The sequence below is a fragment of the Rhodopirellula islandica genome (assembly GCF_001027925.1).
GTDB classification, from domain to species: Bacteria; Planctomycetota; Planctomycetia; order Pirellulales; family Pirellulaceae; genus Rhodopirellula; species Rhodopirellula islandica.
In genome coordinates this window covers 49,662-63,110 of sequence record NZ_LECT01000036.1, presented here as the reverse complement: position 1 = coordinate 63,110, position 13,449 = coordinate 49,662, and the positions used below count along the sequence as shown (strand labels likewise).

Below are 13,449 nucleotides of genomic sequence, written 5' to 3'. Positions count from 1 at the left end.
GCTTTCTTTGATCTTGATCGCCCCTGGTTTTTGAAATGACGACTCCCGTCGAACCCGACGCCCTGATCGCCTCCCTTCGCGAACGAATCGGCCAACACCCGGATCCAGAAACCGGCCGGCCGATCCAAAGCACCGGGCAATTGGGTGAAATCACGCTGGACGGCGACACGATCAAGCTGTCCGTCGGGATCACGTCCCACTGCCAACCGATCGCCGACGAAATCGCGGACACGATTCGCGATCTGGCCCTGACCGTCGCACCGGGCAAAACCATCGAGGTGCAAACACCTGTGCATGCTCGCCCGCCGGCTCGTTTGGGCCAGGTTGGCTTGAAAGCCAAAAGCGTGATCCTGGTCGGCAGCGGCAAGGGCGGCGTCGGCAAGAGCACCGTGGCAACCTCACTTGCACTGACGCTTCGTCGCTTGGGGGCAACCGTTGGCCTGATGGACGCCGACGTGTACGGCCCCAGCGTCCCACACCTGCTGGGATTGTCAGGACGACCGGCGATCTCCGAGGACAAAAAGATCGAACCGATTCGCCTCGGTCCCAACGGCGAATCAGGAGTCCCACCTGAAACAGTTGGCGCCATGCCGGTGATGTCGATGGGATTCTTGCTGGAACCCGATCAAGCCGTGATCTGGCGTGGCCCGATGCTGCACGGTTCGATCCAACAATTCCTTCGAGACACATCCTGGGGCGAACTGGATTACCTGGTCATCGACATGCCACCGGGCACCGGCGACATCGCCTTGACGCTCTCCCAAGCGATTCCGATCACCGGAGCGGTTGTGGTTTGCACGCCACAAGAAGTCGCTTTGCTGGATGCCGTCAAAGCCATCAGCATGTTCCGCAAGGTCAACATTCCGATCGCGGGCATGGTTGAAAACATGAGCGGCTTCACTTGCCCGGATTGCGGCAAGACCTACGACATCTTCGGTCGTGGCGGGGCACGCGACAAAGCCGAACAACTCAGTGTTCCCTACTTGGGCGGGTTGCCAATCGACATCACGCTTCGCGAAGCGGGCGACGCAGGCAAATTGGCGGAGGTCATCGCCACCGACCACCGTGCCCGCGCCCCGTTTGATCAAGTCGCTCGATCCTTGGTCCGAAATCTGGCTGCGAAAGCCGCTTCGGCGCCGCCCAAGGCCTCGCTCCCAACACTGTGAGTTCAGCAAGTCGCTTGATCCAGTTCGCTTTCTTCCGTTCCCACCGAGTCCTCGATGCCTTCCCAATCACGCCCCGTCGCTCTGGTCACCGGCGCCGCCACTGGTGTGGGTCGAGCCTGTGCGATCGGACTGGCCCGACAAGGGCACGACGTCGTGATCAATTACTCTCGCAGTGAAACCGAAGCCAAGCAAACCGCTGCCGACGTGGAAGCCCTGGGCGTGAAATCCATGTTGGTTCGCTGCGACGTTTCGGTCGACCAAGACGTTCGCGAGATGATCGATCAAATTCGCGAAACGTTCGGTCGCCTGGATTGCTTGATCAACAACGCGGCCACAACCGAGTTCATTGAACACGCCCAATTGGAAACGCTCACGGAACCGATGTGGGACCGCATTCTCGGCGTGAATTTGAAAGGGCCATTCTTTGTCACGCGTGCCGCCGCAGATCTGCTTCGCGAAGGCGAGGGTGGCTCCGTCGTCAACGTCAGCTCGGTCGCAGGAATCACCGGTTCAGGGTCCTCGATCGCTTACTGTGCCAGCAAGGGTGGCCTGAACACGCTGACCAAATCTCTGGCACGAGCCCTCGCCCCCGAAATTCGCGTCAACGCCGTTTGTCCCGGTCCGATCGATAGCCGCTGGATTCGGCAAGGCAATCCCGACTGGGACCTGGAGGCAATGGTCGCGGACTACCCGTTGCCCAAAGCTTCTCAGCCAGAAGACATCGCCGACGCAGTCCTGTTCTTTGCAACGGGAACCAGCATGACGACCGGCCAATTGCTGCCTGTCGACGGCGGCCAAACACTCGGCTGAAACTCATTCGCCGAATCCCAGCATCTCGCCCGACATTATCAAATCGTAGAAAGGTGGATCCATGCATCCGTATGTGGCAGAGTTTATCGGGACGATGTTCCTCGTCTTGTTTGGAAATGGCGTGGTTGCGAACGTCGTTCTCCCCCAAACGAAAGGGAATGATGGGGGCTGGATCGTGATCGCTGCAGGCTGGGGGATCGCTGTTTTCATCGGAGCATTCTGTGCCAATGAATTCAGTGGGGCTCATCTGAATCCCGCGGTCACACTCGCAATGTACTTGGCGGACGAAGGGTTCAGTCTGGTCGACAGCGGCGGGTACATCGGCGCCCAAATGCTGGGTGGGATGGCTGGCGCGTTGCTGGTTTATGTGTTCTACCGCGAACATTTTCGCCAGGCGTCCGACGATCCGGATGGGATGCTGGCCTGCTTCAGCACGGCTCCGAACATTCGCAATCTCCCCCAAGCGTTTGTCTGCGAAATGATTGGAACGTTCGCTCTGATCCTGCCCATTTTCTTGTTGGTGGACCCGGGCTTCAGTGCCGGGGCAGAACCGGCTGAGAACGCTCCCATGCTAGGCCTCGGATCGATTGGGTTGTTGCCCGTTGGCTTGCTCGTGTTTGGCATTGGACTGTCACTGGGAGGACCAACCGGTTACGCGATCAATCCAGCCAGGGACCTTGGCCCGCGATTGATCCACGCCTTGCTACCCATCAATGGAAAACAAGGCAGCGATTGGCAGTACGCCTGGGTTCCCGTGCTGGGTCCGCTCACCGGTGCTGCCTTGGCCGTCCTGGTCAACTCGTTTTTATAAGCTAAAAACGGCCAGAGAGAGCCATTCCGGCTCACTTGTTCAACGTCGCAACCTGCCTTCGCGTTCGATCTTTTCTTGCAATTGATTCGCTCGCAGATGGCGACGCTCCACCAATTCGTTGACATCCATGTCATGCGTGTAGCTGGCCACCATGTTGACCAATTGGACATGGTCGATGGGCTTGGACAGGTAGTCGTCGCAACCACCATTGAGGCACCGATCGCGGTCGCCTTTCATTGCATCCGCGGTCAAAGCAATGATTGGCCAATCAATGCCAGCGGACCGCAACAGCGCCGTCGCCTGCAGCCCATCCACCTTGGGCATCTGCATGTCCATCACGATCAAATCGAACGGATCGCCGGCATCACGAGCCTGAATGGCAGCGTCGAAACCTAGTTGACCGTCTTCCGCGGTGGCGACCTTCGCACCCGCCTTTTCCAGAAAGTGTTGGCTGATGTGACGGACGTCCCGTCGATCGTCGACCACCAACACCCGGCACTTCAAGATCGGTGTTTCGGCGAACACCTCCTCTGGACGAGGAGGCTGCTTGACCAAATCCGGCTTGACCAACTCGATGCCTTCCAGGGAATGAACCGGCAATCGCACATAGAACGTCGAACCTTCGCCCAGTTCGCTGTCCAGTGACATTTCCCCCTCCATCATCTCGATCAATCGCTGGCTGATGGCCAGCCCCAATCCACTGCCGCCATACTTTCGCGTCACCGAGGCGTCGCCCTGCGAAAACGGTTTGAACAACCGGTTCTGCTGCTCCTTGCTGATGCCAATGCCCGTGTCGACAATTGAAAATTCAATCACCGGCGGATCCGCACCTTTCACGAAGCGAACTTTCAAACGCACGCTGCCTTCATCTGTGAACTTGATGGCATTGCCAATCAAGTTGATCAACACTTGCCGCAATCGAGTCGGGTCCGTATCGATGGACTGCGGCACGCGGCCCTCGAACTCGACTTGGAAGTCAACGTTTTTCTCGTCCGCACGGACCTGCATCAGAGACTGGATGTCACCCACCAAACGTGGCAGAGGAACCTGCTCGGCATCCACGCTGAGCTTGCCAGCCTCGATGCGTGACAAATCCAGAATGTCATTGATCAACGACAACAGGTGCTCCCCGTTGCGTTTCATGATCATCACACAGTTCCGATTGTCAGGGTCTTCCAAGTGGCCCAGCAACACATCCGCGTACCCCAGAATCGCAGCCATCGGGGTCCGAATCTCGTGACTCATGTTCGCCAGAAATTCGCTCTTGGATTGATTGGCCGCCAGCGCAATTTGCTCGCTGCGTTGCAGGCGTTCCTCTTGGCGTTTGCGTTCCGTCACGTCCGCCACCGTGCCATCGAAACTGGTCAGAACAGGTTTGCCACGGCGTTTGGTGCCTCGAGCGATTCCCTTCCCCGACACCCACCGAATCGACCCGTCTTTGTGCACCACGCGGTACTCCACCGAATACGGCGAAGGGTCCAAGGGTGACATCGAAGCTCGCACCGCTTGCCGAACCCTCGCCCGGTCATCTGGATGAATTCGTTTTAACGAATCTTCGAGCGTCATCTCCTTGTGCTCGACCCCATGAATTCGGCGGTACCGTTCATCTGTTCGCAGCGTGTGGGTCGTGGGATCGATGTTCCAGGCCCCCATTTCTGCAGCGTCGAGTGCCAACTGCACTCGCTCTCGAGTCGCGTTCAACATCAGCGCATCCCGCTCCGCTTTGCGGCGGTTGCGTTCCAACAAATACAGCACGCTGCCAACCAAGATCAAACCGATCAGCGTGGAGGACACCGATGTCACGATCCCACTGCGATAAGCTCGCGTCGCCATCGCTTCGCGAACGACCAGCAGATCCTCTTCGATTTTTCGCATCGAGATTGCCAGCTTCTCGATGTCCCCCATCAAGTTCCATCGCGAATTCTCGATGACGGCATTCCGAGCGGCCTCCGGGCCTTCTTCTGCTCGGACCTTCAAAACCGCGTTGAGATGCCGAATGCGTTCTTCGACCAACGGCCGCAGTTCATCAAACTTGGCTCGCTGAACCGCGTGATCTTCGGTCAGCTCTTCAAATTGGCGCAGCCCCTGCTGGGTGCGTTTGACGGCTTCACTGAACGGGTCCAAATGCCGGGAATCGCCGGTGATCAAGTAGTCCCGCTGGCCGCGTTCGGCGTCCATCACAGCGCCTTCGATCTCTGCCAACGATGCCAGCACCTTCAACGTCAAACCGACTTTGAGCCGTGTTTCCTGAAGTTCGCGAATGTTGTGAAACGCAATGACACCACTGATGATCAACACGATGATGACCACCGCCACCGCCAACGGATTGACGAGGCTGCGAGTGAGACTGCGTTGATTCTCGGTCGTCGCCGTTGAGTTCACTCGTGCTTCCATCCTCGAGTGAAAGAACGTTTGGAAATGGGCTCGCGTCACGATGACGGGCCACGATGCACAATGTCACCACTTGATGCGGAACCGGTTCGCAAGAACGAATGGGCGTGCCGCCTGTTCCCCAGAAGCTATGAAATCCCGCCGCTCCCCATCCAGTGGAACTCACACCGATTGACACCTTTGTCAGATTGAAATTGAAATCCATCCTCTCTGTTTGGTCAATCGCGCTGCTGGATCGAGCCGAAGGCAAAGGCGATCGAAGCCCTCATTCCCATCCGGTTTTGAGTGTATTCTCTCACTGCGATTGTCGACGATCCACCACCGAATGTGCGCCACTTCGAAAGAATACGAGGCACACTTGAAGAAATCCTCCTGTTGAAACCAACCACCCGGCGCCCCCTGCCCCCGAAAAAGGGGCCTGAACCAATGCCCGCCCGAAGTTGATCGCCCATTCCACGCCTCTTGGAAAGAAAACCGAGCCCACCCAGAATGCCCGCTGCGGAAGTGACGACCGAGCCCGAACAGCTAGAGATTGCCTGCCAGTCGTGTGGTGCGGCGTTGACGGGTCTGTCCGGCATGCTGGCGACGATTTGTCCGTATTGCGCCTCGCCATCCGTGATCCAACGGCCTCCGTCGGCGAATCGCCCTATCCCGACCTTCGCCATCGGCTTCGTTGTCGATCAAGAACGAGCGACCGAATTGGTCAAACAATGGCTGAACCGAGCTCATTGGTTCGCTCGGTCCGACTTCAAACGTGCCGCACCGGACTGCACCCGGGGCGTTTATTTGCCCGCCTACCTGTACGGCGCCGTTGCGGACACCCAGTACTCGGCCAGCATCGGCGAGAACTACACCGAAACGGAAACCTACACGACCACTGACTCGAAAGGAAATCGAGTCACCAGGACTCGAACCGTCACCAAAACGGAATGGCGAAGCCTCGCAGGGCACCACTCGTGCTACGTCTTGGATGTGATTGTCACCGCCTCCCAAGGCACCAACAATGATTCGCTCGAGGCCATCGAACCGTTCGACTTGCGAGCCCTTCGACGATACTCGCCATCCATCATCACAGGGTGGCTGGCGGAACTTCCCTCCAAAGACCAAGCCACCTGCTTTCAATTGGCGCACGGCGAAACGATTGCCAAAGTCGGTGCACAACTCAAACACTTCCTACCAGGTGACTCCCATCGCAACCTGGAACATCGCACTCAGCTCTCCCGTGAAGTGATCGACTTGACGTTGCTGCCGATCTGGTGCTTTGCAGTTCGCTACGACGAGGAGCAACCTCCGGTCCAAATCTTGGTCAACGGACAAACCGGTCGTGTGGCTGGCAATGTCCCCACCTCGACCACCAAAGTTGCGTTGGTGATCGGTGCGGTGCTGTTGTTCATCGCGTTCATCGTGCTTCTTTTCGCCATGCAGTGAGTTGACGATGCCCGAAATCATTTCCCTCTGCTCTCGCTGCAACACACCACTCGAACATGGTGACCTGCGGTGCTCAATCTGTGGCCAATCGTCACCTCCCAATGAATCGGCGAGGCAGCAAACGGTCGCCAAAATTTTGCGATGCAAAGGATGCGGGGCGGCGGTCGCCTTTGATCCGGACCATCAAGCATTGCGATGTTCGTTCTGCGATGGGATCGTCGAGATTGAAACCATCGTCGATCCGATGGAACAAACCGAAGCCTACCTGCCATTCATTCTGACTCCCGATGACGCCCAGCGGGCACTCCGACAATGGCTTGGCTCACTGGGTTGGTTCCGACCAAGCGACTTGATTTCTGCTTCGCACATCGATGACTTGCATCCGCTGTACTGGGTCGCCTGGGTCTTCGACACGGAGTGCAAAATCAGCTGGGCCGCTGACTCCAACGCCAATTCGCGACGATCAAGCTGGGCACCCCATTCGGGACAAACAGACGTGGTGTTTCAAAACATCCTCGTGTCCGCGTCGCGCGGTCTCTCACAATCCGAAGCGGTCGCGGTCAGCCAAGGACTGGACCTGAGAACCGCTCGAGCAACCCCCAACCTGGAGGACGGCGTCACCCGAGAACAATTTGACGTCCAACGGTCGCAAGCCCGCCGGCAAGTTCGCGACGCCTTGCGACTGATGGCCCAACAGCATGTCGAGAACACGCAGATCCCCGGCTCGCGATTTCGCAATGTTCACGTGGAGACCGTTGTCAAAGGGCTCACCACACGACGATTGTCGTTGCCCGCCTACGTGCTGGCTTATCGCTATCACGACCAGCTCTACCGAGTCGTGATCAGCGGACAAAATGCCAAGCACCTGACGGGAACCGCCCCCTACTCCACCGCCAAAATTGCACTCACGATTGGCGCCGCCGTCGTGGTCGCGCTGCTATTCCTGATCGTGATCGCAGCGTCCCAGTGACCAAGCGTCCCAGTGACCAAGCCACGGAGTGTCTGCTCAAGGAAAAGCTATTTTTTACTGGCCAACTGAATGGTGCCAGCGTCCCAAGAATCCTTGTCGGGAACCGTCCAGTGAATCGGTGACTGGTCCGGCTTCGCGTACAGCCCGTTCAACCGATCGCCTTCTTGCGAACGGGTGACAATGTTGAATTCACTCCAAACGAACGTCACATCATACGCCCCCGGCTTCACACCATCGCCCTGTGTCAGCGTGCTGATTTCAAAGCGACCACCTTCTGATGTGATGCCCCTGGCGAGTGCCGGTGCCTTCGATGGCGGATGCAATTCAACCACGACTCCCACGGCGGGTTGGCCGTCCACTTCCAGCACACCGCTGACCGGGACCATCCCGTCATCGGGCTGGTTGCCACCACATCCGCCCAGCAACCCGAGCAGCAGAAACAAACCCCATCGGTGACCCGCTCTCTCCATCGCCATCCTTCGTTTTCCCAACAGACTAGATCCCATCGTCCGCGATCGCTTCCCGTCCACGCCGCGTGACGTGCGAGGAAAACACCCGCGGTTCGATGCTGGTGTTGATGAAACGAATCGAGCCATCGGCGAATGCAAAGTGGCAACCTCCCACATGAAAACTATGAAAACCAAACCCGCGGGCATTCGTGCAATTGATCGCACAGGGTCCGCCAACCGGCGGCCAACTCAGGCCACTTCGCAAGGAACCTTGCAACCAGTGCTCACCGTTCAGCAGATCCCCCCAACCGCCACCTTCCACCCCGATCAAAGCGGCAGTGGCAACTGGATCTTCGCGACCAGCACTGTAAACCACATTGCCGCCGGTGCGTTCTCCGAACAAGGTCGTGTGGGACAAGCCATCCAAGATGTCGGCAAATCGACCGTCCTGGTCCCCACCGAAAATCGGACTCACAACCTGCAGCGCCCCTTCGCGGCCACCACTCAAGCTCGCGCCGTAAGCAAAGTTCGCGTACGTGCCACGCACACCGGTGGTCGGAGTGAAATCCGCGGCCGCCAAATTGGTTGCCGTGAAGGGCAGCCCGGCCGGACTTGAATCGAACAGGTAACGTCGAGATTCAATGCCGCCGGGCGTCGAAGGGCACACAAAAATCGACATCGGAGTCTGCAGAGCAGCCACGTTGCTGGGACTGAGTTGATCGACCGGCAAAATGCTGCGATCGATCCGGTCGTCCAAACCTTGCTGCTCCAACTGGGGCAAAATCGCCATCATCCAGTTGCCACCGTTGAATGCCTTCGGCGGCGTTTCCAACCACCACGCTCGCGGCAACTTGCGGTACGCGGAATGATAGTTGTGAATCGCAAGGGCGAGCTGCCGGGATCGGTTGCTGCAATCAGTTCGCCGTGCCGCCTCGCGAGCGGCCTGGACGGCGGGCAGCAACAACCCCACCAACATCCCGATGATCGCGATGACCACCAACAGTTCCACCAACGTGAAACCAGTCCGGGGCCCCCAAGGCGAAATCAGATTGATCTCGCCTTCCGTGCTGCCACTGTTCCGTGTCTTTCGTCTCATCGCCACTCGCTCTGTGCTTCTCTCGCCGATTGCAACGTGCCGGCACATCGGTTCTGTGCCGATGTCCACTGCCGATCACCCGAGGGTTCTCCAGGACCACACCGCCACGCGTGCCCTAAGAACCAATCTATTCTGCCTCCACACTGCCAAATGCAAAAACCAAACAGAGACTGGAGAATACACCGTCCAGGGGCCCCTGGAGTGCCAATAGGCGTGAAATTCACCTCTCAAACCCCGAGCGGCCTCTCAGAAAACCTGGTTGATGCGATAGGAGAGATTGCACAACACTAAGCAGGTACGCAGGTGTCATCGGGTATGTGAGCCGCCTGGCGTTAGCCACGGTTCCCACGCACAACCGGGGCCAACGCCCAAACGGCTCACGAGATTGCCCCCGTTCATTCCTGCGTACCTGCTTAGCATTCCGCCGCAGCTCGGCTTTCGATTGGCAGACAAAGCAACGAGTCCCTGAGGTGCAATCGGGCCAGAGGATTCGTTGCTTCATCCAGTACCGTTCCACCTCAAAACGGAGTTGAGCATGACCACCGATCGTTAGGCGAAAGCGTCTTTCCAAGGCCCCGTGATCGCGCACGTGATGCCCGGGCTTTGAAGGTTGATGAACAACCATTTCCCATCGGGGCTGAAGGTTGCTCCGGCCCACTCTTTGGTGCGAAAATCACCTTGAAAGCCGTTCTTTTCTCCCTGGAGCTGAACGTTGTTCTCTGCCAGCAACTTCAACTTCCCGTCTTGCGACAGAGTGAACGCACGCTGCGGGTATTCGTTCGCTCCGTAGTCATTGTCTTCGCACAACACCAACCCACCCTGGGGACTGACGCACAGATTGTCAGGCATATTGAGCGTCGGCTTGCTCGGTGATTCAAACAACAACTTCAAGGTTTGCTTCTCAGGATCGAACTGCCAGATCTGCCCGGCTTTGGCGGCCCCACCACTGGTCGCATCAAAGTAAACCACGCCGTTGCCAAACCAGCACCCTTCCAATCGAGAGAACGTCGATCCGCCTTGGGATTGCCCTTGCTTGAAGACGCCCAGTTCGTCTCCCACCTCGCCTTCTTTGGAAACGTTCTTCAATGACTCGGGACTGTGTGCCAAAGTCGGATCGTCGATCAAGTGCCAACGCACGTCAAACTCGACACCGTCCTGGAAGCCGCCCCGCAAATCGGCTTGGCCGACGATCTCGGCCATTTCCAAGCGTCCGCCGTCAGCCAACTTCTCGGGCGTGTTGGGCAAGAACCGATAGAAGCCCGAGGTAGAACGGTCTTCGGTGAGATACACAATCCCGCTGTTTCGGTCGATCGCGACCGCTTCATGAACGAAGCGTCCCATGTCTTTCAACGGAACCGGGTTGCCGTCGGAATCGGTGTGCCCCACTTCGAAAACCCAGCCGTGGGTCTTTTCGAACGTGCGAACTTTGTCGTCTTTGTAGTGATCGGCGTCCTTGGGCCCCAGGACAGTTTCTTCGGCGGTCAGCCACGTTCCCCAGGGCGTGACTCCGCCGGCACAGTTGCGACTGGTTCCCGAGAACACGACGCGACTGTCCAACCACTCCCCTTTCGCGCTGTCGAATCGCAACTCGGTGCAACCGGCTTGAGCTCGGCGATCGTACGCCTTCCCGGCTTGAAAGGCGATCGCGCGACCGTCATCGCTGACCTCATGGTTCCGACAAATCCTCAACACATCTCCCTCGCTGGCAATCACCCCCATGCCATCGTGAGCGTGAGGGGTCGGCGTTCCATCGCTCATGATGTCCCCCGTCCAACCGAAGGTGCGATACCGAAAACCCTCTGGCAGTCGCAGCAGCTCCAAACCAGTGGTTTCATCCGCCGTCGGTCGCAAGCTCGAGGCGGCGGCATCCGCTTGCCCACCCTGAACCACGCCTTGGCCCAATCCCGCGATCGCAGCGGTCACGCCAAAAGAACCCAAAGCGGAAAAGTTATCACTTAGAAATTGCCGTCGATTGCGATCGGTCATCAGAAGAGTCGCTCCTACCAAGAGAGGACCATCCAGAGCGAAAAACGCCCCAGTGATCCGTTGAATTGAACGGGAATGAAAGACGCCTGAGAACACCTGCTCACCGCTCCCCTGCGTTCGCGACAGAGTATCCCATTTGGGTCGCACCGCCTCTCGCAGTTCCTCAGAGACGACGAAATTTCACGGTATGTTCACATGGTTGGCTCCGCCGGAGAGACCGCCCCAAGAAGTTGTGAAGATTTCTTGAAATCCGAGCAGGCAAGACGCGATCGCATTGGTTCAAAATGAGCGATCGATACACTTCCCGCGAAATGGTCGCTCGAGACCGCGGGAACAAACCAAGGAACGTCCCCGCCCCGCGGCCAACGCATTGCCTGTTGACATTCGTTTCGCCGCACCCTCCTTCCCCCACAGCCACTCATGCCACGACCTTCCGCCGCCGCTCGCGTCTCTGACGCCGCTTGGAATCGCCGACGCTTCCTCGCTTTCTCCAGTGCCCTTCCCGCGTTTGTGATCTCGACCCAGCACGCCTGGGCGGATGCCAAGGTTTCATTTTCCAATGACCCGTTCAGCCTGGGCGTTGCCTCCGGCGACCCCGATCACCGCGGCATGGTGCTATGGACTCGCCTGGCCCCTTCACCCTTGCTGCCTGATGGCGGCATGCCCGCTCAAGTGGTGGAAGTGACCTGGGAAGTTGCCACCGATGACACGATGCGAAACGTCGTTGCATCCGGCACTCAACTGGCAACACCTCAACTTGGCCACTCCGTTCATGTCGAACTGAACCAACTTGAACCCGATCGGTGGTACTGGTATCGGTTCCGATGTGGCGACGCCGAAAGCCCCATCGCTCGCACCCGCACGATGCCACTGCCGCACCAACTCCCTGACAAGGTCCGCTTCGCCGTGACCTCCTGTCAAAACTACGAACAAGGCCTCTTCACTGCCTATGAACAAATGGCGGACGACGATGTCGACTTGGTCTTTCACCTGGGCGACTACATCTATGAATACGAAGCTGGTCGCAACGGGAAAGTCCGCACGCACCATGGATCCGAAATCATGTCGTTGGGCGACTACCGCGTGCGGCACGCTCAATACCGATCCGACCCTTTGCTGCAGAACATGCACGCCCAGTGCCCTTGGTGGGTGACCTGGGATGATCACGAGTTTGACAACAACTGTGCTTGCGATGTTTCAGAGCAGGCCGGCGTCGACTCACCCTCCTTTCTTTCGCGGCGAGCCAACGCATACCAAGCGTACTACGAAATGATGCCGCTTCGACTGCGCCAGATTCCTCGTGGCAGCGACATGCGTTTGTATCGCTCGGCTCAGTTCGGACGACTGGCCGATTTCTCGATCCTGGACACCCGGCAGTACCGATCCGACCAACCCAATGACGATCGCAAGAGCCCACTGAATGAAGCCGCACTGGATCCAACGCAGTCGATGCTGGGAACCAAACAACGCGGTTGGTTGTCCCGCAACTTGATCCGCTCCAACGCGACTTGGAATGTGCTGGCACAACAAGTCATGATGGGCATGGTCAATCGCTCAGGCGATCCAGACAATCATCAGTTCTCGATGGACCAATGGCCTGGTTACGCCCACGAACGAATGGAATTGCTGCGGTACATTCGTGACCGACAAGTCAGCAATCCCGTCGTCCTGACCGGCGACATTCATTCCAACTGGGCCAACGAACTTCGCGTCGACGATCGACAAACGGAACAAGGACTCGTCGCCACCGAGTTCGTTGCCACCTCGCTTTCCAGTGGCGGCAACGGCCCTGACAAACCCAAGAACGTGGACGCGGTGCTGGCAGAAAACGCTTGTGTCAAATGGCACAATGCCGAACGTGGCTACATCCGCTGCGACGTCACTCCCGACAGCTGGACGTCCGACTACATGGTCGTGGACGATGTGCTGAAACCAGACGGCAAAACGTTCGTCCGCAATTCCTTTGTCGTCGAATCGGGTTCCCCCAAACTGAATCAAGCCTGATCGTTCGCTTGCTGCTTCTTTTCAATTCCGTCTCGCCAGCCCACCGCTGGCGAGACGCCTCTTCTTCCCTGATGCTCGGTCGATCGCAGCGACGACGAACACGACCGAAGCACACTCTGGAAACGCGAGCCATCCCTCTCGCAACTTGGCTCTCGAGGAACGGTCCCGAATCCATTTTTCCGGTTTCAAGTTGAGCAGCCTTGGCCGAAAGACTTCCGGATTCGCGGCACCCGACGGCTTCCCGCTGTTGATTGAGGCCGTATTCGATTTTGAACGTGAGCCGTTTGGGCGTTCGCCCCGGTCGGTGATGGTGGAACCGAGGCGAACGCCGAAACGGC

General features: G+C 58.1%; 10 protein-coding genes. 6 read left to right on the top strand and 4 right to left on the bottom strand.

What is annotated here, in order from left to right:
• Positions 1 to 35: 35 nt before the first annotated feature.
• The 3 genes from RISK_RS17925 (at position 36) to RISK_RS17915 (ending at position 2,787) form a co-directional block, all read left to right on the top strand.
• Positions 36 to 1,166: an Mrp/NBP35 family ATP-binding protein gene (locus RISK_RS17925; RefSeq protein WP_047815703.1), complete on the top strand. Its 1,131-nt coding sequence runs from the start codon at positions 36 to 38 to the stop codon at positions 1,164 to 1,166.
• Positions 1,167 to 1,220: 54 nt separating this feature from the next.
• Positions 1,221 to 1,976: an SDR family NAD(P)-dependent oxidoreductase gene (locus RISK_RS17920; RefSeq protein ID WP_047815702.1), complete on the top strand. Its 756-nt coding sequence runs from the start codon at positions 1,221 to 1,223 to the stop codon at positions 1,974 to 1,976.
• A gap of 61 nt (positions 1,977 to 2,037) precedes the next feature.
• Complete coding sequence (locus RISK_RS17915) at positions 2,038 to 2,787, top strand: MIP/aquaporin family protein (RefSeq protein WP_047815701.1); 750 nt, start codon at positions 2,038 to 2,040, stop codon at positions 2,785 to 2,787.
• Positions 2,788 to 2,826: 39 nt separating this feature from the next.
• Here the strand turns inward: RISK_RS17915 and RISK_RS17910 are convergent, their stop codons facing one another.
• Positions 2,827 to 5,181 carry a hybrid sensor histidine kinase/response regulator gene (locus RISK_RS17910; protein ID WP_047815700.1) on the bottom strand — a complete coding sequence of 785 codons (2,355 nt, stop codon included), beginning with the start codon at positions 5,179 to 5,181 and terminating at the stop codon, positions 2,827 to 2,829.
• A 486-nt stretch (positions 5,182 to 5,667) separates the two neighbouring features.
• Here RISK_RS17910 and RISK_RS17905 point away from each other — a divergent pair, with 486 nt between their 5' ends.
• Both RISK_RS17905 and RISK_RS17900 read left to right on the top strand, forming a co-directional pair.
• Positions 5,668 to 6,606, top strand: coding sequence for a hypothetical protein (locus RISK_RS17905; protein ID WP_047815699.1), 939 nt, complete (start codon positions 5,668 to 5,670; stop codon positions 6,604 to 6,606).
• A 7-nt stretch (positions 6,607 to 6,613) separates the two neighbouring features.
• Complete coding sequence (locus RISK_RS17900) at positions 6,614 to 7,576, top strand: hypothetical protein (protein ID WP_047815722.1); 963 nt, start codon at positions 6,614 to 6,616, stop codon at positions 7,574 to 7,576.
• A gap of 47 nt (positions 7,577 to 7,623) precedes the next feature.
• Here RISK_RS17900 and RISK_RS17895 read toward each other — a convergent pair whose 3' ends face one another.
• The 3 genes from RISK_RS17895 to RISK_RS17885 all read right to left on the bottom strand — a co-directional run bounded on the left by RISK_RS17895 (position 7,624) and on the right by RISK_RS17885 (position 11,107).
• Positions 7,624 to 8,052, bottom strand: a complete 429-nt coding sequence (locus RISK_RS17895; RefSeq protein ID WP_236696414.1) for a hypothetical protein — start codon at positions 8,050 to 8,052, stop codon at positions 7,624 to 7,626.
• Positions 8,053 to 8,071: 19 nt separating this feature from the next.
• Positions 8,072 to 9,121: a DUF1559 domain-containing protein gene (locus RISK_RS17890; protein WP_047815720.1), complete on the bottom strand. Its 1,050-nt coding sequence runs from the start codon at positions 9,119 to 9,121 to the stop codon at positions 8,072 to 8,074.
• 549 nt (positions 9,122 to 9,670) lie between these two features.
• Positions 9,671 to 11,107: an alkaline phosphatase PhoX gene (locus tag RISK_RS17885; protein WP_047815698.1), complete on the bottom strand. Its 1,437-nt coding sequence runs from the start codon at positions 11,105 to 11,107 to the stop codon at positions 9,671 to 9,673.
• Between the two features lie 420 nt (positions 11,108 to 11,527).
• Here RISK_RS17885 and RISK_RS17880 point away from each other — a divergent pair, with 420 nt between their 5' ends.
• Entirely contained in the window at positions 11,528 to 13,111 is a 1,584-nt protein-coding gene (locus RISK_RS17880) for an alkaline phosphatase D family protein (protein WP_047815697.1), read from the top strand.
• The last annotated feature ends 338 nt before the right edge of the window (positions 13,112 to 13,449 follow it).

Bases quoted from the DNA above. Each gene is read 5' to 3' on its own strand.
- RISK_RS17905 (WP_047815699.1), top strand. From the start codon at position 5,668: ATGCCCGCTGCGGAAGTGACGACCGAGCCCGAACAGCTAGAGATTGCC.
- RISK_RS17880 (WP_047815697.1), top strand. From the start codon at position 11,528: ATGCCACGACCTTCCGCCGCCGCTCGCGTCTCTGACGCCGCTTGGAAT.
- RISK_RS17915 (WP_047815701.1), top strand. From the start codon at position 2,038: ATGCATCCGTATGTGGCAGAGTTTATCGGGACGATGTTCCTCGTCTTG.
- RISK_RS17925 (WP_047815703.1), top strand. From the start codon at position 36: ATGACGACTCCCGTCGAACCCGACGCCCTGATCGCCTCCCTTCGCGAA.
- RISK_RS17910 (WP_047815700.1), bottom strand. From the start codon at position 5,181: ATGGAAGCACGAGTGAACTCAACGGCGACGACCGAGAATCAACGCAGT.
- RISK_RS17900 (WP_047815722.1), top strand. From the start codon at position 6,614: ATGCCCGAAATCATTTCCCTCTGCTCTCGCTGCAACACACCACTCGAA.
- RISK_RS17890 (WP_047815720.1), bottom strand. From the start codon at position 9,121: ATGAGACGAAAGACACGGAACAGTGGCAGCACGGAAGGCGAGATCAAT.
- RISK_RS17895 (WP_236696414.1), bottom strand. From the start codon at position 8,052: ATGGCGATGGAGAGAGCGGGTCACCGATGGGGTTTGTTTCTGCTGCTC.
- RISK_RS17920 (WP_047815702.1), top strand. From the start codon at position 1,221: ATGCCTTCCCAATCACGCCCCGTCGCTCTGGTCACCGGCGCCGCCACT.
- RISK_RS17885 (WP_047815698.1), bottom strand. From the start codon at position 11,107: ATGACCGATCGCAATCGACGGCAATTTCTAAGTGATAACTTTTCCGCT.